General features: G+C 34.8%; 12 protein-coding genes. 8 read left to right on the forward strand and 4 right to left on the reverse strand.

Going from position 1 to position 20,770, the window contains the following annotated elements; all coding sequences use genetic code 11:
- The first annotated feature begins 38 nt into the window (after positions 1 to 38).
- Entirely contained in the window at positions 39 to 818 is a 780-nt protein-coding gene (locus tag F6K15_RS14405; RefSeq protein ID WP_293061773.1) for a carbon dioxide-concentrating mechanism protein CcmK, read from the forward strand.
- Between the two features lie 261 nt (positions 819 to 1,079).
- On the opposite strand, the gene F6K15_RS14410 is transcribed toward F6K15_RS14405, so the two are convergent.
- The 3 genes from F6K15_RS14410 to F6K15_RS14420 all read right to left on the reverse strand — a co-directional run bounded on the left by F6K15_RS14410 (position 1,080) and on the right by F6K15_RS14420 (position 5,415).
- Positions 1,080 to 1,310, reverse strand: coding sequence for a hypothetical protein (locus F6K15_RS14410; protein WP_293061774.1), 231 nt, complete (start codon positions 1,308 to 1,310; stop codon positions 1,080 to 1,082).
- A gap of 366 nt (positions 1,311 to 1,676) precedes the next feature.
- Positions 1,677 to 4,037, reverse strand: coding sequence for a PhoX family phosphatase (locus F6K15_RS14415; protein WP_293061776.1), 2,361 nt, complete (start codon positions 4,035 to 4,037; stop codon positions 1,677 to 1,679).
- 826 nt (positions 4,038 to 4,863) lie between these two features.
- Positions 4,864 to 5,415: a hypothetical protein gene (locus F6K15_RS14420; RefSeq protein ID WP_293061778.1), complete on the reverse strand. Its 552-nt coding sequence runs from the start codon at positions 5,413 to 5,415 to the stop codon at positions 4,864 to 4,866.
- A gap of 522 nt (positions 5,416 to 5,937) precedes the next feature.
- On the opposite strand from F6K15_RS14420, the gene F6K15_RS14425 reads away from it, so the two are divergent.
- Positions 5,938 to 6,669 carry a TVP38/TMEM64 family protein gene (locus F6K15_RS14425; protein ID WP_293061779.1) on the forward strand — a complete coding sequence of 244 codons (732 nt, stop codon included), beginning with the start codon at positions 5,938 to 5,940 and terminating at the stop codon, positions 6,667 to 6,669.
- A gap of 565 nt (positions 6,670 to 7,234) precedes the next feature.
- On the opposite strand, the gene gatB is transcribed toward F6K15_RS14425, so the two are convergent.
- The gene (gene gatB, locus F6K15_RS14430; RefSeq protein WP_293061781.1) at positions 7,235 to 8,719 is read right to left on the reverse strand and encodes an Asp-tRNA(Asn)/Glu-tRNA(Gln) amidotransferase subunit GatB; all 1,485 of its coding nucleotides are present in this window, start codon (positions 8,717 to 8,719) and stop codon (positions 7,235 to 7,237) included.
- A gap of 1,230 nt (positions 8,720 to 9,949) precedes the next feature.
- Between gatB and F6K15_RS14435 the strand changes: the two genes are divergently transcribed.
- From F6K15_RS14435 to F6K15_RS14460, 6 genes are all read left to right on the forward strand, one after another.
- A complete protein-coding gene (locus tag F6K15_RS14435) occupies positions 9,950 to 10,549 on the forward strand; it encodes a hypothetical protein (protein WP_293061783.1) in 600 nt (199 codons plus the stop codon).
- A 40-nt stretch (positions 10,550 to 10,589) separates the two neighbouring features.
- Entirely contained in the window at positions 10,590 to 13,775 is a 3,186-nt protein-coding gene (locus tag F6K15_RS14440; RefSeq protein WP_293061784.1) for an OmpA family protein, read from the forward strand.
- Between the two features lie 8 nt (positions 13,776 to 13,783).
- On the forward strand, positions 13,784 to 14,314 hold the full coding sequence (locus tag F6K15_RS14445) for a Rab family GTPase (RefSeq protein WP_293061786.1): 531 nt from the start codon (positions 13,784 to 13,786) through the stop codon (positions 14,312 to 14,314).
- 321 nt (positions 14,315 to 14,635) lie between these two features.
- Positions 14,636 to 16,183, forward strand: a complete 1,548-nt coding sequence (locus F6K15_RS14450; protein WP_293061788.1) for an ATP-binding protein — start codon at positions 14,636 to 14,638, stop codon at positions 16,181 to 16,183.
- Between the two features lie 487 nt (positions 16,184 to 16,670).
- Positions 16,671 to 17,252, forward strand: a complete 582-nt coding sequence (locus F6K15_RS14455; RefSeq protein ID WP_293061789.1) for a thioredoxin family protein — start codon at positions 16,671 to 16,673, stop codon at positions 17,250 to 17,252.
- 1,081 nt (positions 17,253 to 18,333) lie between these two features.
- The gene (locus F6K15_RS14460; protein ID WP_293061791.1) at positions 18,334 to 19,800 is read left to right on the forward strand and encodes a DUF697 domain-containing protein; all 1,467 of its coding nucleotides are present in this window, start codon (positions 18,334 to 18,336) and stop codon (positions 19,798 to 19,800) included.
- Positions 19,801 to 20,770 lie beyond the last annotated feature (970 nt).

The following is a 20,770-nucleotide window of genomic DNA, read 5'->3' on the forward strand; positions in this document are numbered from 1 at the left end:
GGTGGGTTCACTGCTACGCCGAAATAAAGAGGTAGAAAATGAAAATACAAACCCACAATAACCATAACCTAGAATCTCTTGAATCCCCAATCAACTTTGGAGATTCAGCTCTTGGTTTAATCACAACTCGGAGTTTTCCTGCCATAGTTGGTACTGCTGATATGATGCTGAAGTCATCTGGAGTTATTCTGGTAGGATACGAAAAAATTGGTAGTGGATATTGTACTGCAGTAGTGCGCGGTGGTGTTGCTGATGTTCGTTTAGCAATAGACTCTGGAGCAGAAACAGCCAAAGAATTTGGACAACTGATTTCTCATACTGTGATTCCTCGACCTTTAGCTAATTTAGAAGCTGTACTACCTATTGGCAGTCTTTTATTTCAATTGTCTCAAGGTAGAGTATCAGCTCAGTTTAAAAATAAGGCAGTGGGTCTAATAGAAACTAAAGGTTTTCCTGCAATGGTGGGAGCTTGTGACGCAATGCTCAAAGCTGGCGATGTACAGTTGACTTCTTATGAAACTACAGGCGCAGGTTTTTGTACTGCTATTGTCCGAGGTTCGGTTTCTAATGTGGCAGTGGCAGTGGAAGCTGGAATGCACGAAGCAGAAAGAATTGGAGATTTAAATGCTGTAATGGTAATTCCTAGAGCATTGGATGATTTAGAAAGAACATTACCTGTAGCTACTTATTTAATTGAAGAAAAATCTGAACCTCTACGTCTGCCATTGGCAATTACAGAAAAGGAAAAGGAGCTTGTGAGATTACCAGATTTTTCTCAACTTCCTGTACCTATGAAAGAAGAGGTTAAGGATAAATAATATATTTTAGTTAGGTGCTTAAAGTCAAAAGTAGCGGACTGACAAAGTTAAAACTGGGCAATGGCAAAATTTCACCACTTTTTTCTAATAGACATCTCCAAAAATCAAAAATAAAATCAATTCTCACACAGAAATTATCAATTATTTCTCCCTACTGCCTACTGCCTACTCCCTCTTTTGGAGGAGATGTCTAATGCAAAATTCAAGGAGTGGCATTATTAATCTCTAAATTCCCCCCAGCAGATAAAACCTTTGAAAATTTTATTTGTAGAAAGATTTTCCTGGTTCGATAACTCCTTTTTCTTGTAAGGTATCGTTAATAGCATCCAACATACCAATATCTTGAAGGGTTGCCTTTCCAGTTAATGCTCTACGTAAAGTCATGTAGAAAGTCATTTCACCTAGGGCAATTTCATCTTTTTTTGCACTTCCCTCAATTATAGATTTTGCATAATCATTCAATTTCTTCTCAATGAAATCAGATAGTTCCATTTGTTTTTCCTTCTGTTACAAGTTATCAATCTTAATATGATACTACTTTTAGTGAAATAATCATATATATATTTTTTTTGATTAAATATCTCCAGGAATAAGTTTGAGACTACTGGCGCGTCAAGCTTAACAAGCTATCAGCGCTTCCCTGCGGGATGCTACGCAAACAGCTAAAATCGGCGGGTTTGACATCCCCCAAGCTTATTTGAAAAAGGGCGTGGTGTGCGTTGATGGAGGTTTGTAGACGCGGAGCGGCTTCTCTTGAGAATCCCCCATCATACGCCTTGAGAGCTGACCGCTGACTGTCTGAGTGCTATTTCAACTGTGTCGGTCTACTACTAGACCTTCTAGGGTCAAGCTAAAATATTAAACAAACGCACCACCGTTCCTACGAGTAACACCAATTACAGAAGGTCTTGGCGGTAGCAAACCATTAAAACTACCTCCAGGGTTACCTACGTACCCTGTATTACTAGGCCAATTACTACCACGAGGTACACTTCGCTGCTGAGTGAATAAACTTGTGCCATCCAAACTTAACATTTCAATATCCCGACCTAGTTGAACTCCATCTCCAATAGGTGCGCTTTCCCCAGGATGCTGTACAGCTAATAGTAGAGTCTCATCTACATTTCCATTTCTGATAAAGTATGGTCCAGTCATTTCGCAACGAGGAGGACCATAAGCAAAAGGTACAACTAATCCAGCATTCGGTCCAACAACAGGGATATAGAACAACCAGTTGTTACCAAATACCCCTGTTAGGCTAGAAACATTTCCAGTAGCAGTATGGTCAATATCTCTTAGCTCTCCAGCAGCACCAGTTCGGAAACCATTATGATTACTGGTAGACATATCTGTTACACCCCAGATATTACCCAGAGTATCAATTTCTAGGTTATCCACATTAGCAAAACCTGCACCGTTAATAGCACCATCTTCTCCGCTTTGCTCAAAAACTGACCAACTAAAGGTGAGACTTGTAGCATCGCTGTTCGTTTCAATAATTCGGTACAGACCGCCAAATTGTTGAACGGCATTAATATCTGCTGAGTATTTACTCACAACAAATATTCTGGAATCTGGATATCCATCTCCACCAGGTGCATTATCTGTATAGGCAATAAATACACTTCCATCACCAGGGTGAACTTCCACATCTTCAGGACGAGAAGTAGGAGTAGCTCCTACTAAATTAGCAGCTAAGAAAGCATCACATAAAATAGCGCCTTGGCTAGTGTAAAAATCTCCTAGAGTCCTTCCCTGATAATTAGATAATACGCTTTCATTTGTCAGGTCTACAATGAAAGACCCACCATCCTGTTCTGCTCCAGGAATACCAGCACGTTGAGGTAGGCGAATTCGGCCATCTCTTTGAGCTTCACCAAAAGCGTTTAATTCAGCTTGAGCAATCTCGCTTGGTGATAGAGGATTAGTGGGAGTGCTAGGAACTAAGGGTATCCACTGACCAGAACCATCAGGATTTAATCGTGCAGCATAAAGGGTCCCACTCTCAAATAATTGGCTATTATTTGGGTCAGTAGGATTAGAAACTATACCACTACTCACAAATTTCCAAGTGTGGCCACCACGACGGTCATCTCCCATATATGCTACTAATGGTCTGCCTGCTTCTACTCTAAATGCAATATTTTCATGGCGGAAACGACCTAAAGCTGTATGTTTCCTGTTTGGGAAACTTGGGTCTGCTGGAGAAATTTCTACCATCCAGCCATACTTTTCACCGACTAAACCAAAGATAAAACCTATCTCTTGATCTTCATCATAACCAGTTTGAGTACCGTTAGGTAATACGCCTTCTGTAACGCTACCTTGGAAGTTTTCTTCAGCAGTCAAGATTGTGCCCCAAGGAGTTGTACCACCAGAACAGTTGAATGCTGTACCAATGATTCTATTACCTAGTCCATCAGAACTTAGAGGAAATACATCAGTAGCAGCAGGTCCAGTACCTATTAAGAAGTTTTGGTCTCCAGTCTGATAGCTAGCTGAACCCCAAGATGTAACGCTTTGATAACCATCTGAACGTTCAGAGTTAATTCCTAGTCCAGATAAGAGGTGTACTCGACGGTTAGCATCATCTGCGACAGTAGCATAACGACCATTACCGCCTTTAGTGATACGGACAATAGACCCACCTTGGTTATAAGCAAATTCCCCACGGGTGAAGGAGCTCTCTTGAGATAAATCTAAACCTAGTACAAGTTGGTCTGTTGTGGGGAAACCAGCTAGGTCATCACCGCCTAGTAATGAGGATATGGGATAAGAGACATACTCATGGTTAACCCATAGGTAGCCATCATCAGGATTACCATTAATAGGGATAAAGCTTACATAGTCGCAGTTATAACCAAAGTATTCTTCTGGGTTAGGAAATACGCGATCGCCCCAACTAACTATTACGTACCTTTCATATTCGGGGGGTACTATGACATCATCGAAGTATTGATAGGATTGTAGTGCTACATCTACACCTGCTTCTATAGTACCTCCTTCTCCACCTATTCCTAAAGGTACAAAGCTAGGGTTATTTTCATAAGCTTCTAAAGGATGTGCCAGTTTTAGTGGTGTGAAACTCAGACCCCCGGTTTGAGCTTGAGCTATTTCGGAGTTACTACCTAAAAAATTGCCAATTTTTGGTGATAGTGCTGTCGCTGCTGCACTACATCCGAAAAACATTAATAGTTTTCTACGAGTTAGTCTGGACATAAAATTTTATTGAGTTCTCTTCTGTGCAAGAGGTGGTAGATTACGGTTTCTAAATCTATTGCTAGCAGTATTTTTTACCTAGAAATTGTGTTTATATAGTTGTTTTTTTTATACTGCCTTCAGAAGTTTACCTAAACAAATTTATAGTTAGTTTATTGTTTGTTTAAGTTTGGTTAAAGTCTTGTTTAATTTTTGGTTAATTGATTTAATTGAGCAAGTATTGGGAAGATATTTGATTATATTTTCTTTCAATTTTATCGAGTGATTAAAGTTATATGGAGTCTAATTATTGAACTTAATTGAAGAAGGTTTTAGTTATTGAGGAGAGAATGAATTTGAGCAATTATTTAGCCAGTAAGTGTATATTATTCTGATGTTTACCTAATAATTAGGATTTGCTAAATCAGTCTTTTAGTAGGGGTAGGAGACAACCCACTCCTAACACCTCCCAACCCACTCCTAACACCTCCCAACCCACCCCTAGCCCCTCCTAGGAGGGGAGAGGGAGACAGGAGAAATAGGAATGAGCTAGGAGGTAGGAGTAAGAATTTTCCCAAGATTGTTATGCCCAACTATGCGCCTAAAATACGCTTCTTTTTGACTGTTTTAGACTGAAACAGGCGCACTTTTTCCGACACTAAAAAAGCACTTGTATTTATATGTTAATGCTTTTAGATTTAATCAGCAGAGTAATAATTAAGATTTAAAGCCTTTCCTTTATTTAAAAGAGAAATAATAAAAATTTTTCCTTTGAGTAAATCCTCTCCTTGAAAAGAAGAGGTAATTATTAATTATTAATTATTAATTGTTGAATACTTTCCTGCTATTAATCATCTATTTCGGAGTCTTCTTCATCAGAAGGAAATATTGGAGGTTTAGATGTAGGTGGTGTGGGAGATTTTTTTGAAGGCTGAGGAACTATAGGTTGAGTATTGGGTGATGGTGGAGGTGGGGCTGGAATTTGAGGAGAAGAGTCAGGAGTTTGAGGTTGAGTTTTGGGTGTATCTTGATTATCATTATCAAATTTTAGTAAATATTTGGCATCGGCAAAATATCTAGTCAAATTGTCAATTTCTGCATTTTTTTGCCATTCAGCACGAGATATTTTTGAACGTAGAATAGGTACTATTTGACTCTGACGCTCTCCTAATATAGTGATAGTAATTTCTGTGATTTCGGGATTATTTTTAAATTCTTGATTGATTGTATTTTTGGCTAAATTTTCTGCTTTTTCTACAAGACTTTTATAAGAGTTATTATTATTAGAGTCAATCAAAAGGCTGGTATTTTTGGTAGAAGCTAAGATGGTTTTATTTGTAGTTAAGATACTAGCTAATATTAAGACTGTACTCCAGAAAATACGATAATATAAATTCATTGAGTTAAGTTTTTTTCAATCTGTAAAAAAAAATCTTTGTTAAGAGTAACAGATAATAATTAAAATCAATTTAAGTTTTGGTTAAAGATTTATTATAATTATATTTATGTATTTTAATTGACAATTTTTAGGCAGGCGATCGCTAATCAAATATTCTTAAAATTCAGTATTTAAGCATATTTTTTATGCCCTACTCCCTCCTCCCTACTTACAAATTTTCAACTAATTTTGCACAGGTAGTGATAATTATTTTAGGTATAGCAATTGTATTTTTATGAAACTAAGCTATGGAGAGGGATGATTTTAGTTATTTATTCCTCCAGTAATTATTCTCAGTAAAAATTCATAGTTAACTAAGACAAGAATAATTTGAGCATGATATTTTATAATTTATTCACATTAAAAGTTTGGTTATGAGTTATTGAAGAAGGAATAAAAAATCAGTAAAGTCGGGAAACTTCATCAAGACATTTAGGGAAAATATTCAGAAATATTCATGGATTTTTTCGGTAATATTTAGAAATGAATATATTTAGAAATACTCATGCCCAGAGAAAATTCAAAAAACTTTGCAAGTTTTTTTTGTTATTTCTTGTAGTTATAAGCTTAATTATTGTAGCCAAATATTTTAACCTACCGGAACTTTTAAAAAATATATTAATCTGGATTGAAAATCTAGGTATTTGGAGTCCGATCGCTTTCATAATTATTTATAATTTAGCTACCTTACTATTAATTCCTGGTTTGGTTTTAACTATAGGAGGAGGAGTAATATTTGGAGTTATCTGGGGAGCTATTTATGTTTTTTTTGCTTCAACTTTAGGCGCTACAATAGCTTTTATTATCGGACGGTATATATCTCGCGATTGGGTTTACCAACAATTACATCAACATCCAAAATTTCAAGTCGTCAATCTAGCTGTGCTTAAAGAAGGATTTAAAATTGTTTTTTTAACTAGACTTTGTCCTTTATTTCCTTTTAATCTTTTGAATTACGCTTTTGGTGTCATGCAGGTTTCTTTAAAAGATTATATTTTGGGTTCTTTAGGGATGATTCCAGGAACAATAATGTATGTTTATATTGGTTCTATAATAGGAGATATTACTTTAATTGGTACGTCTCAACAACCCACAAATTTTACTGTAGAAGTAACTAAATGGATAATTAATATTGTTGGTTTAATTTCCACAGTTTTAGTAACTATTTATTTAACCCGACTAGCGAAAAAGGCTTTAGAAGAAAGTATTAATTAGGGTTTGCTGAAAAAGTCTTTTTGCTGGGTTAGGGAGTAGGGAGTAGGGAGTAGTTAGGGCGTAGAATAAATGGGAATTACAGAGTCAGTGGCAAAAAAAATAGTCAGAGTGATTTTTCGGCTTTTGCTTCAGTGAAAATCCTCACTTTTTTCACAATAGCTTGTGAAAAGCTCATACTTTTTCCAGACATAAATTGCCTCAAAGCAATATCAGTCAATGCTTTGATATTTAATCAGCAGAGCAATAATTAGGGTTTGCGCTTCACTAGTCTTATGGGTGAGGGTAGGAGACAGGAGACAACCCACCCCTAGCCCCTCCCAGGAGGGGAGGGGAAGACAGGAGAAAAGGCTCGGGAGCGAGGAGGTAGGAGTAAGAATTGTAAGAATGATTTTTCTGCCCAACTATGCGCCTAAAATACTAACTTTTTAAGCATAAAAAGCTGAAAAATTTGCACTTTTTTCGATCCCAAAAAGACACTTGCCTTTATATGTCAATACTTTTAGATTTAATCAGCAAACCCTAATTATTAATTATTAATTATTAATTATTAATTATTAATTAATATTTACCCTTCTAACTTCTTAGAAATTAATTGATTTGTCATCTTTGGATCGGCACGTCCTTGAGTTTTCTTCATCACTTGCCCAACAAAGAAACCTTTAAGTTTAGTTCTACCACCACGATATTTTTCTAACTCTTCTGGATGTGCTGCTAAAACTTCATCAATAATTGCTTCTATTGCATTAGTATCTGATATTTGAATCAAACCTTTTTTCTCAACTAATTCTTTAGGAGAACCACCTTTTGATAATAATTCTGGCAGAATATCCTTAGCAATTTTGCCACTGATAGTACCATCTTCAATAATTGTAGTTAGCTCGGCCAGATTTTCTGGTTTAAGGCCAATATCAGTGATGCTAATTTTTTCATTTTTCAAATAAGCAGTAATATCCCCCATTACCCAGTTAGCAGCTTGTTTTGCATTTCCTCCCGCTGCAACTGTTGCTTCAAAATATTCTGCTACTTTGCGGTCATCAGTAAGCACGCGAGTATCATAAGCAGATAAACCTAAGTGACTCTCATAACGATGACGTTTTTGTGCAGGTAACTCTGGTAATTCTACTTTCCAAGCATCTAACTGCTGAGTCGAAACTTCAATAGGTGGAATATCAGGTTCAGGAAAATAACGATAATCACTAGAACCCTCCTTAACCCTCATACTAATAGTAAGTTGAGAACCCTCTTCCCAGAGTCTAGTTTCTTGAACAATTTTTTCCCCTGCTTCAATAGCTTCAGTTTGCCGTTGAATTTCATATTCGATCGCTCGTTGTATAGCACTAAAGGAATTCATATTTTTGATTTCTACCTTTGTACCAAACTTTTTTTGGCCCACAGGTCGTACAGAAACATTCACATCGCATCGTAGAGAACCTTCCTGCATATTACCATCGCTCACACCAAGGTAGCGGACAATTCGCTGTAGCTCTTGAGCATATTCTGCAGCTTCTAGTCCAGAACGTATATCCGGTTCTGATACAATTTCTACTAATGGTACACCTGCACGATTATAGTCCACCATTGAATAGGTTGACCCAGATAGGCGATCGCTTCCTCCATGGACTAACTTACCTGCATCTTCTTCCATGTGTAGTCTGGTAATGCCGATTTTTTTGCGGGTTGCAGTGCCATCTTCTTCTACTATTTCTATTTCTAGCCAACCATTTTCGGCAATGGGTAGGTCATACTGAGAAATCTGATAATTTTTGGGTAAGTCAGGGTAGAAATATTGTTTACGGTCAAATTTACTATAGGGTGCTATTTGACAATTGAGGGCCAGTCCTGCTTTTACCGCATATTCTAGAACTTTTTGATTAAGTACGGGTAATACTCCAGGCATTCCCATACATATTGGGTCAATATTGCTATTTGGTGGGGCACCGAATTCTGTGGATGAAGCGGAGAAAATTTTGGTTTGGGTACTAAGTTGACAATGGGTTTCTAGACCAATAATTGCTTCATACTCTGTTTTTACTTGTACAGTTGTAGTCATAGATTTTTGAATTAAGTCAAAAGTTAACTAGCGGTCAGCATTTCAGCATTTTCCGTACCGGAATGCTCCGCAAACAGCTATCAGCTTTTTGACCTTGGGTTTATACCCCGGCAACTAATACGCTGGATAGTTGAGTCGGGGTTGATATCCCCAAGGCATAAAAAAAAGTCCTAATGCTGACCGCTGACATCTAACTGCTGACTGCTATTGAAAATTTAAAGGTACATTAGTTCTAGTTTACAGCGAGCCGAATTTTTCATCGGATAATTGCCAACTAACTTCTAATTTTTGACTTCTGACTGATTGATGTCTGAGGGAGTAGTGGACTGACACACCTTAAATGGTGCAAATGGTGGATTAGATGTTGAGTGTGGGGAGAGTGGGAAGTGTGGAAAGTGTGGGAAGTGTGGGAAGTGTGGAAAGTGTGGAAAGTGTGGGGAGTGTGGGGAGTGTGGGGAGTGTGGGAAGCACAGGATCTTAAAAAAATATAGGGTTGTAAATATTCTCGCTACGACAAAGAATTAGCCCTGGGAGGGTGGGGGGATAAAGACACCTAGAAACAAAAATAAGAGTTCACGGTTTTAGCTGTATCAGTCTAGTAGGTGGAAAGAATTGATAAATAATAGTGCGATATATTAATTTGATTTCTTATTTAGATGTCTCAAATATACAAATATTCTTTTGGACATTTTTCAACTACAACCGTTAATTCAATACTATTGTTGGTATACTTTTTATCATTCTCTTGCAGGACCATTAAGCTAAGAATCATTTAGATTTGATATTTTCTCTCTCCCACCTTATGAGAAGCTCTTATTTCTCAGTTTGTCATGTGGAATTTTCCACATCGGCGATCGCTTGAGATCCTCTGTAAGAAGCTCACCGTTAACATAGTTATGCGCCAGCTTTTAGCGTTGGTGGTATTCCGATAGGAAAGCTCTGGGCCAGCAAAACGACCGCTTGCGTCTGTCTCATAGGTTGTCAAAAAATTGTATTGGAAATAGACATTGATATGGATGTAAAAGTTTCACCTTTTTTCCTGTTATTTTTTATTCTTCATTCTTCCTGGTCATTATTAAGCTGTACAGTTAAAGTTAAAAGTATGACTAACTTTAATATAATATCGTAAATAGATCAATCCGGTAAAAGACTAAACTAAGTGGTAAAATCAGAAAGTATATTTTTAACATTTATCCAGAACTTTTGCAGTTCGTAACATAAGGGGAAAATATGGCCGAATTAAGCAAAGAAGAAATGCGTGAGAGACTAGGAAATATTGACAAAATTCGTGATATAATCTTTGGTTCTAAGCTCAGAGAGTACGAAAATCGTTTTGAAAAGCTAGAATCAGAATTATCTTTAGCGAAACAAGAAACTAAAAATCAAATAGAACAGGTTAAAAGTGTTTTTTCTACGGAACTTCAGGCTAAAGTAGATTCTATAGAGAAAAAGATTAGTAATATTAATTTGAATATTCAAAATACTCAAGAAGATGTTGTTGAAACTAAGCAACAAATTGAGCGAGTAAATCGCAAAATTCTTACGACTAAAGAAGCATTAAATGAAATTATTGATCATCAAACAAGTTCTCTACGGGAAGATTTATCACAAACAAGAGAGAAATTACAGAATGATGTTAGTTATTTGAAAACCCAAATATTTGAAGAACTTGAAAAGCGCTTTTCTTTACTTAATGATGTGAAAGTATCACGGGACGACTTAGCAGAAATTATGTTTGAAGTTGGCATGAGAATGAAAAAAACTGAGTTTGTCAGTGAACTCAAAAAAGCAGCAGATAAAGATTTAGAAAAAGAGCTTTTAACATCATAAAAGCATCATCAATGATGATCAGATAGAGATGAGAAGATAGATGGCTTACTCAAACGGAAAATCAACTAATAATTCACAAAATATAAATAATAATCAATCTGTTGAACTGAATACAGAAACGGTTGAACAGTTAAGACGCTTGCTGAATTTATTGGCGGATTTAAACTTAGTTGATTTTACAGAAGAATCTATCACTTCTCAAAAAGATATAGATGATCGGGAAACTACTGAAGTTAATCAAACAGAAAATAATCAGAATTTAATCCATCAGAGCATCACAAAAGAACCAGAACAAAATCAGCACAATATTATTGATTTTCAGGAATCTATCACTTCTCAAAAAGATATAGATGATCAGGAAACTACTGAAGTTAATCAAACAGAAAATAATCAGAATTTAATCCATCAGAGCATCACAAAAGAACCAGAGCAAAATCAGCACAATATTATTGATTTTCAGGAATCTATCACTTCTCAAAAAGATATAGATGATCAGGAAACTACTGAAGTTAATCAAACAGAAAATAATCAGAATTTAATCTATCAGGGCATCACAAAAGAACCAGAGCAAAATCAACATAATGTTATTGATTTTCAGTTAGAATTAATAGAAGAATTTATTACCTCTCAAGAAAATATAGATGATCAGGAAACTACTGAAGTTAATCAAACAGAAAATAATCAGAATTTAATCTATCAGGGCATCACAAAAGAACCAGAGCAAAATCAACATAATGTTATTGATTTTCAGTTAGAATTAATAGAAGAATTTATTACCTCTCAAGAAAATATAGATGATCCGGAAATTACTGAAGTTAATCAAACAGAAAATAATCAGAATTCAATCTATCAGGGCATCACAAAAGAACCAGAGTCAAATCAGCATAATGTTATTGATGTAGAAGGTAAATCTGCTAATAATCAAGGACAAGGACTAGGTATAGAAAAACAACTAATTGTCCCGCAAAAATTGTCAGAATTATCAGATAATCGCCAAGAATATGATACAGAGCTAGAAGCATTTGAAACTTTACAAAATATTTTATTTGGTTCTCAGTTAGCTAGGTTAATTCGGAAACTAAATACTAGCCAGGGAGTAAAAAATTTTAATTCTAATCAAGATGAATTCAATAATGTACTAACTCCTTTATTATCAGAAAACTTAAATTTAGGCCAAACAGAAGCAGAAGTTATAGAGACAATTGCCCCAGTTATTGAGCAAGCTATACAAAAAAGATTTAGACAAGATCGACAAGCAATAACTTCATCATTAGCACCATTATTAGCACCTTCAATAGAAGCACAAATCAAACAAGAACCTCAAGTAATAGCAGATGCAGTAGCACCAATTATAGACATCATTATTACTAAAAAAACAGAGCAAGACCAGCAGTCCATAACTTCATCATTAGCACCACTATTAGCACCTTCAATAGAAACACAAATCAAACAAGAACCTCAAGTAATAGCAGATGCAATAGCACCAATCATAGACATCATTATTACCAAAAAAGCAGAGCAAGACCAACAGGCAATTAGTGAAGTATTAGCACCATTATTGCCAGTAGCAATTTCTGCTGCCATACAGAATTATCCCCAAGAAATTGCCAAAGCATTAGCACCAGAAATGGGAGCAGCAATTAGAGAACAAATTAGAATAGATAGGCGACAAATTTCTCAAGCATTAGCACCAGAAATGGGTAGAGCAATTAAAGATCAAATCACCTTAGAGCAAAATTCTATAGTAGATGCTTTATATCCTGTAATTGGCAGTACCATTTCTAAATATATGGCAGAAGCAATTCGAGAAATTAACGACAAAATTTCAGATACCTTTAGTTTCAAAGGAATAAGACGCAAAATTCAAGCAACTTTACAAGGAGTTTCAGAGGCAGAATTAATAATATCAGAAGTAATGATTTTTACTGTCCAAGCAGTGTTTCTCATCCACAAAGAATCTGGCTTAGTAATTTCTGAAGTTCAACATTCTGGACGAGATAGATTGGAATCAGAAATGCTAGCAGGAATGTTAACAGCTATTCAGAGTTTTGTGAATGATTGTATTGCTCAGTCTGGAGATATTTCTGAACTAAATGAAATTGAATATGGGGATTCAAAAATCATCTTAGAAGTTGCAGGATATTGTTATTTAGCAGTAGTAATAAGAGGGCAAACAAACAAATCATTTATCAAAAAATTACGACAAGTCTTGAGTAACATTATTATTGATTATGGTAAATATATTAAAAATTTTGCAGGAGACTCTGATACTATTCCTCCCTCAATTCAGTTGTTATTAAAGTCATTAATTGAAACAGAAGATGTACAAGAAAATCAGAAATTACAAGTTTCCAAAACTCCCACTGCTTTGTTAATGGTTTGTGGATTAATTTTGGGCTTAATATTCATACCTTGGGGTATCCATCAATATTACAGTAGACTTTATCGTGGTATTGAAGCAAGAACTAAGGAAGCTTGGTCTAATATTCCGGAGTTCGCTATTTATAGAATAGATACAAAAGTAGAGCAAGGTTCCTTAATTTTAACTGGACAACTGCCAAATAAAAATCTACGAAATAAAGCAGCAAAAATAGCTAAAGAAGAAGCTAGTCTCTACAATTTAGAAGTAAATAATCAAATAGAAGTAAACAATCAAATAATAGCTGTGAGAAGACCTTCAGAAATCAGCGATGAGGTAGATAGACTTACAAGAGTATTAAATCAAATGGAAGGTGTGTCCATCAGCACTGAATATGGAAAAGGTAGAGTTACAGTCAAAGGAACAGTGATGGATATGGCAGATTCTCAAATGATTATTAGTAAAATTGAGCAAGTTCCTGGAGTACAATCAGTAATCGGCACAACTAAACTCAGCCCACTCAAACTGAAAACCCGCATCTACTTCGAGCTTGATTCAGCCCAACTTAAGCCTGTATACATAGACACAATGGCCCAGATTCAAGAATTTCTTACCCAATATCCTCAAAAACATCTTAGGATAGTAGGTCATACAGATCGTACTGGCAATCCCAATATCAACGAGGAATTGGCCCTTGAACGAGCATATACAGTCAGGGATGCTTTGGTAAAACAGGGAGTAGATGCCAGACGATTAGAAGTAACTGGACAAACAAACTCTCCTCAAGGTGTGGAGTACAATCAACCATTATTATTGAGTAGGTGCGTAACATTTGATTTGTTTGAACCAAGTGAAAAAGACAACTAGCTAGAAATATGATATCGAAAAAAATTTGTCTTGTTGGTGATTTTGGTGTGGGAAAAACTAGTCTTATTCGTAAGTTTGTCGATCGACAGTTTAGTGACCAATATCTTTCTACGGTAGGGGTAAAAATTTCTCGTAAAAAAGTTGATTTACCCAAAATAGAAGTAGAAAAAAATAATTTTTTGCAGCTATTAATTTGGGATCTAGAAGGTCATACTAAATTTAAGGCGATCGCTCCTAGTTATTTACAAGGAGCTAGTGGGGCAATAGTTGTAGCAGATGTCACTCGCCAAGAAACTATCGAAAATCTTTCGGAAAGATTAGATTTATTTTTATCAGTAAATCCTAAAAGTGTAGTTATATTGGCTTTAAATAAATCTGATTTAGTTGATGCAGAAATAATCAATCAACTATTATCAAAATTCGAGGTTCAGGAAGATGAAAGGGTTATAGCAACATATTCTACATCGGCTAAAACTGGGGAGAATGTAGATGAGATATTTGAAAAATTATCATATAGAATGCTGGAAAAAATAGGATGATTAATGAAGTCAGAAGTTAGAAGTCAGAAGTCAGAAGTTATTTTTGTAACGGGTATTTCAGCAACTCTCCAAAAATATTTCGCCTTAAAAGACGGGGTTGCGCGACCCAATTATTTTGATAAAATTATCTATGCAAAAATAAATAATAGAAATTACTGAGAAATTGTGGTCTAAAGTTTCCCTTTTGAAGGGGATAAAAAAAAGAGAATATTCCTGATATCAAGCCTCCTTATTGCAGAGGTACTGTTAGTGTAGTTCCTCCAGAGGAGGCTAACTGATAACTGATAACTGATAACTGATAACTGATAACTGATAAGACCCATGATTAACCTATTAAAAAAACTTTTAGCATCTCGTCAAACTGAGTATTTGATAATTAATTCCGAGTTAAAAATTTTAGAGGTATCTTATGGGTTAAACAGATTTGCCGCTCCTCCAAAATTAGCAGTTTTAGGTGAAGATATTCGTCATAGCTTTCCAGAATTAGCAGGAGTTGAAGAATTTCTGGAGGAAGTGATTAATGGGCAGAGAGAAAGTTTTGAATATGAAGGAGTTGCTAGGTCTTTGGAAAAGAAATCTCCTCTGTATATCAATATATCTATAATTGCAGATTTTAATGAAAATATTCGAGAAAAAAACTTATTTGTATTCGTCGAAGATGTAACGGAAAAAATGGTAATGCAGCAGCAGTTAGTTCAAAATTCAAATGAATCTAATCTTTTATTAAGTTCTTTAGCTGCTTCTGAGGATTATATCAATAAAATTATTACTTCTATGGCGGATGCTTTATTAGTAACAACAAGTTCGGGGGTAATTAAAACTGTTAACCGTGCAGCCGAAATTTTGTTTGATTATACAAAAGAAGAATTGGTAGGTCAAAATATTTCTATGGTTATTCCCAAGGAAGAATTACTACATAAAGCACGCCAAAAATATTTATTTTTAAAAGAACAAATTTCTCAAGATGTAGAATTAATTTGTCAGAATAAAACAGGTGATAAAATTATTGTTGAACTTTCTTGTTCAGTGATTCAAACAAATGTAGAAGGAATACATAATTTTGTTTATATAGGTCGAAATATTACAGAACGCAAAAAAGAGGAAGAGGAAATACGTCAAGCTTTAGAACAAGAACGAGATTTAAGAGAACTAAGGGGTCGTTTTTTTTCAATGGTTACTCACGAATTTGGTAATCCTCTAAATACAGTATTATTATCTAGTCAATTACTAAGATCCTATGAATCTGAAATTACTGAAGCTGAAAAAGATCAATATTTAGTGTATATTGAAGAGTCTACACAAGAAATGCTTGAATTGCTAAATGATGTCCGATTTATTGGTAAAGCAGATGCTGGAAAACTGAAATATAAACCAGCACCTGTTGATTTGATTAAAGTCTGTTCTCATATTACTGAATCTATCAAAGTTACTGCTAGCGATAAGCATATAATAAGTTTAACAATTAACAAAAAATTCAAACAGAAATCTCCACCTAAGTCGAACAAGAATGATGCGATATTTTTCTTAATAGATGAGAAACTAATTCGGCATATCTTAAATAATTTATTATCAAATGCTATTAAGTATTCGCCTAGAGGAGGAGAGGTTAATTTTCAGTTAACTTTAAATGATCGAAGAGCTATTTTTCTGATCGAAGACAAAGGAATAGGTATTCCAGTTGAAAATCAAAAAAAATTGTTTGAATCTTTTTACAGAGCAAGTAATGTAGGTAAAATAGCAGGAACAGGATTAGGATTAGCAATTGTTAAACAGTGTGTAGAGCTTCATAGTGGAACAATAGATTTTGCAACTGAAGTAGGCAAAGGAACTACTTTCAGAGTTGAAATTCCATTACAAAGAGTATCTTGAAGGAAGAAGGAAGAAGGAAGAGGGAAGAGGGAAGAGGGAAGAGGGAAGAGGTAAGAGGTAAGGGGGAAGAAGTAAGGAAGAAGAAGTAAGGAGGAAGGAAGAAGGAATAGCTTAGTACCTTAATTATCTCAAATATTTTTCAAGTAATAAGCAATAAGAAATAAAGTGAGTAAATCTATAAATTACAGATAGAAATATGATGGATACTGGTTTTTATCAAAATAAATCTCTCGTAGATTTTTTGTGGAATTTATGGGGCAATAATTGGTATTAGAGATTTGTTGTAGTGAAAAAAATTTCAGTAGTTCTCAAGATAAAAATTGTCTAGTTTTGATTAAGTTGCTAAAAATGTGGTATGCCAAGAAACGAGTTGGTGTTTGACTTATATTGATGATGAACCTTAGACAAAGGAATGCTTTTCCCACTGTTGCCTGTTGCCTGTTACCTGCTATAGTTTTTTTAGAAAGAAAAATATACAGGAATAACTATGGTTTTAACCGCTTCTACAATGCTGACATTAGCAACTCCAGCTCCAAATTTTCAGTTACAAGATGTAGTTTCCGAGCAAATCATTTCCCTATCAACATTTGAGGGAAAAAAAGCACTCTTAATTATGTTTATTTGCCGTCATTGTCCTTTTGTGAAACACGTTCAATTAGAACTTGCTAAAATTGGAGAAGATTACGTTCCAAAAAATTTAGGAATTGTAGCTATTAGTTCCAATGATACTGAAACTCATCCTGATGATTCTCCAGATAAACTAAAGGAAATGGCATTAGAATTAGGGTTTAATTTTCCCTACTGTTTCGATGCAACTCAAGAAGTTGCAAAATCTTATACTGCTGCTTGTACTCCAGATTTTTTCCTATTTGATGCTGATTTTAAATTAGTATATAGAGGACAATTAGATGATAGTCGTCCTACTAATAATCAACCAGTCACAGGAAGTGATTTACGAGCAGCTTTAGATGCAGTTTTAGCAGGAAAATCTGCAGGTGAAGAACAAAAGCCAAGTATAGGTTGTAATATTAAATGGAAACCAGGTAATGAGCCATCTTATTTTGGTTAGATTGCGGCATAGTAATAGACCGCGACTTAAATGCGGCGATAAATATAAAAAATAGGGCGGTAGGGCCCAGACGTCCTTAAAGCACGCCCTTGCCCGACGGGATACCGGGGCTACCAAACGAGAAGCCCACACTATAGCTGACGCTATAGTGTGGGAGATATCACAATTAAAAGGGATATTTGCAGATAGTTGAGTAGGTTGTTCTATAGATTTTATTTATTAATACCAAATTTCAACATTTTTGCTACATCTTCTTGAGAGTAGGGGCAGAGTTTGACCGAATAAGATATCTTAAATCTTGGCAAATAAATCGTTAAAAACATTGCCGTTTATGACTTATTTTTTAATAACTGAAGTCTTGAAGAAAGTCTTGGATGATTTTTGATAATTGGTATTAAGAACAACCATAAAAAATAGATGATATATATCCCATTTACCATTAATTAGGGTTTGCTGAAAAAGTATGAGTGGTAAGGGTAGGAGTCAGGAGGGACGGAGAATTATAGAACCAATTTAGTATCTTTGTCGGCGATTCAGTTTTTTTGTCAGGAGTCAGGAGGACAAAGTCAGGAGTCAGAAGGTGGAGGGAAGGTACAAGGGAAAAAAATACTCCTGATATCTTTTTAAATAGCTATCAAATAGCTTCTATACATAAATTCTTTCCCCCTAATCTATAGGGACGTTGTATGCAACGTCCCTACAATTTGTAACAAACATTTATTGTGCTTGGTATGAGCTTGTTAAAATTAAACTAATACCCTGTATGAAAAAAGAATTTTACGAATAATTAAGTGTGATTATAAAGACAAGTGCAGGAGATGTCTCTTTGACAAAAAAGAGAATTCCTACCTAAAAAATGGTACTGAAGTTTCATTCTGACTCCTGACTTCCCCTCGTGGGAGCAGTAGGGGTGGGTTGACTTCTAAGAAATACCCTAGCTATTTTTAGTAAACATTTATCAATACAGCTAAATAACTTAATCATAGATTGATTATAAAAATAGCGAAGAAGAAGAGTTAATATAGTAATAAGTTGAACATGATAAAATGAATAACTAAGGAAGTTTCTGAGGATAATAAAAATGACTATAAAATTACAAAGACCAATATTAGTAGGAGGCATCGGATTATCTCTACTGTTATGGTTATTAGATAGTGTCCAACATTCCGTGGCAGAATTTGGCGGAGCTACTATGTTAGGAATTATGGCAGCAGGTCTAGGAGTTTTGTTGTTAAAAAAACCACAGTCTAAAACACTCCAGAGACAAACTCTAATTGCACCACCAACAAAAGAAGCAGCACAGGAAGCGATCGCTTTATCAGTTATTACTATAGATAAGGTTTTTCAGGAAATTAAAAGTACTAATAAATCTGAAAAAATTAGCCAATTACGTCAGCAAGCAACCACACTTACTAATGAACTAGAAAGAAAAGAATTAAGTATGGTAGTGACTGGTTATCGAGGAGTAGGTAAAACTTCTTTAACTGAAATATTGAATTCTCAATGGCTATCCACTAATTCTAAAAAGTTAGAAATTAGCGATTTAACATGGCAGGAAGAATGGATAACAAAAGATGAAAATATTCAACTTAATCCTCTTTCACCTTACGACCTCATCTTATTTGTTATTACAGGTGACTTAACAGATTCAGAATATCAAGCATTATCAAAATTAACATCTCTCGGTCAAAGTTTTATCCTAGTTTGGAATAAACAAGACCAATATTTACCAGACCAAAAACCCCAGATATTACAGAAACTGAAAGAGACTTTATCTACTATTAACTCAGAAGAAAATTTAGTAGGAATTTCTACTAAACCTAACTCTGTTAAAGTCCGCAAACATCAGCCAGATGGGAGTATTCAAGAATCTACAGAACAACCATTACCAGAAATATCTGGATTGATAGAAAAATTGAATCAAACATTAGAAAAAGAAACAGAAAAATTAGTCTGGGCAACTACTAAAAGAAAAGCACAAATAGTTACACTGGAAGCCAAGAGTATATTAAATCAGGTCAGGCGAGAACGTGCTATTCCGATAATTGAACAGTATCAATGGATCGCTGCAGCAACAGCATTTGCTAATCCAGTTCCAGCTTTAGACTTATTAGCAACGGCAGCTATAAATTCTCAGTTAATAGTAGATTTAAGTGCTATATATGAGCAAAAATTTTCCCTCGAACAAGGCAAACAAGTAGCAGGAACTATTGCAGAGCTAATGCTAAAATTAGGCTTAGTAGAACTTTCGACAAAAACATTAACTACTATTCTGAAAAGTAATACTGTAACTTTTGTAGCTGGCGGTGCAGTTCAAGCTGTAAGTGCTGCTTATCTAACAAGAGTTGCAGGTATTAGTTTAGTAGAATATTTTCAAACTCAAACAAATAGTAATTCTATGAATATAGATAAATTAAGCAAAATTATACAAAGTGTATTTAGCCAAACTCAACAAAATAATTTCTTAAAATCTTTTGTAACTCAGGTAATGAGTCATATTTTGCCAGAGGAGAAAAAATCAGAAGTTGTCTCAACTCCAGCACAATAACATGGCAATAAATAGTAAGTGTATCTGGTAAATAGACATCTCCAAAAATCAAAAATTAAATCAATTATTATCTATAAATTATCAATTATTTCTCCCTGTTCCTTGTTGCCTGTTCCCTCTTTTGGAGGAGATGTCTAATAATGAGTATATTGAGAATTTTTCAGAGGCGACTATTACCGGAAAATACGAGCAGATATGAACTGAGAAAAATATTTCTATATTTCCACAGATATTAATTTTGTAAAAGTTGAGAAATTAGGAAAAATTATTCAAAATATTTCCTTAATCCTCAAAAATTTCCACAGATACTAATTTTTGGGAGAGTTGAGAAATTAGGATAAATTCTGCAATAAATAGTTAAGTACCTCTGCTGAAGAATTAGTATATTGAGAATTTTTCAGAGGCGACTATTACTGGAAAATACGAGCAGATATGAACTGAGCAAAATATTTCTATATTTCCACAGATATTAATTTTGTGAAAGTTGAGAAATTAGGAAAAATCATTCAAAATATTTCCCTAATCCTCAAAAATTTCCACAGATACTAATTTTTGTGAGAGTTGAGAAATTAGGATAAATTCTGCAATAAATAGTTAAGTACCTCTGCTGAATAATTAGTATATTGAGAATTTTTTAGGGGCAACTATTATCTGAGAAGACTAGCAGATATGAACTGAGCAAAATATTTCTATATTTCCACAGATATTAATTTTGTGAAAGTTGAGAAATTAGGAAAAATCATTCAAAATATTTCCCTAATCCTCAAAAATTTCCACAGATACTAATTTTTGTGAGAGTTGAGAAATTAGGATAAATTCTGCAATAAATAGTTAAGTACCTCTGCTGAATAATTAGTATATTGAGAATTTTTTAGGGGCAACTATTATCTGAGAAGACTAGCAGATATGAACTGAGCAAAATATTTCTATATTTCCACAGATATTAATTTTGTGAAAGTTGAGAAATTAG

Origin of the sequence: Okeania sp. SIO2B3 (assembly GCF_010672525.1) — a bacterium.
In the GTDB taxonomy this organism is placed as follows: Bacteria; Cyanobacteriota; Cyanobacteriia; order Cyanobacteriales; family Microcoleaceae; genus Okeania.

Coding starts and splice junctions, on each gene's coding strand:
- F6K15_RS14405 (WP_293061773.1), top strand. CDS start 39: ATGAAAATACAAACCCACAATAACCATAACCTAGAATCTCTTGAATCC.
- F6K15_RS14410 (WP_293061774.1), bottom strand. CDS start 1,310: ATGGAACTATCTGATTTCATTGAGAAGAAATTGAATGATTATGCAAAA.
- F6K15_RS14415 (WP_293061776.1), bottom strand. CDS start 4,037: ATGTCCAGACTAACTCGTAGAAAACTATTAATGTTTTTCGGATGTAGT.
- F6K15_RS14420 (WP_293061778.1), bottom strand. CDS start 5,415: ATGAATTTATATTATCGTATTTTCTGGAGTACAGTCTTAATATTAGCT.
- F6K15_RS14425 (WP_293061779.1), top strand. CDS start 5,938: ATGAATATATTTAGAAATACTCATGCCCAGAGAAAATTCAAAAAACTT.
- gatB (WP_293061781.1), bottom strand. CDS start 8,719: ATGACTACAACTGTACAAGTAAAAACAGAGTATGAAGCAATTATTGGT.
- F6K15_RS14435 (WP_293061783.1), top strand. CDS start 9,950: ATGGCCGAATTAAGCAAAGAAGAAATGCGTGAGAGACTAGGAAATATT.
- F6K15_RS14440 (WP_293061784.1), top strand. CDS start 10,590: ATGGCTTACTCAAACGGAAAATCAACTAATAATTCACAAAATATAAAT.
- F6K15_RS14445 (WP_293061786.1), top strand. CDS start 13,784: ATGATATCGAAAAAAATTTGTCTTGTTGGTGATTTTGGTGTGGGAAAA.
- F6K15_RS14450 (WP_293061788.1), top strand. CDS start 14,636: ATGATTAACCTATTAAAAAAACTTTTAGCATCTCGTCAAACTGAGTAT.
- F6K15_RS14455 (WP_293061789.1), top strand. CDS start 16,671: ATGGTTTTAACCGCTTCTACAATGCTGACATTAGCAACTCCAGCTCCA.
- F6K15_RS14460 (WP_293061791.1), top strand. CDS start 18,334: ATGACTATAAAATTACAAAGACCAATATTAGTAGGAGGCATCGGATTA.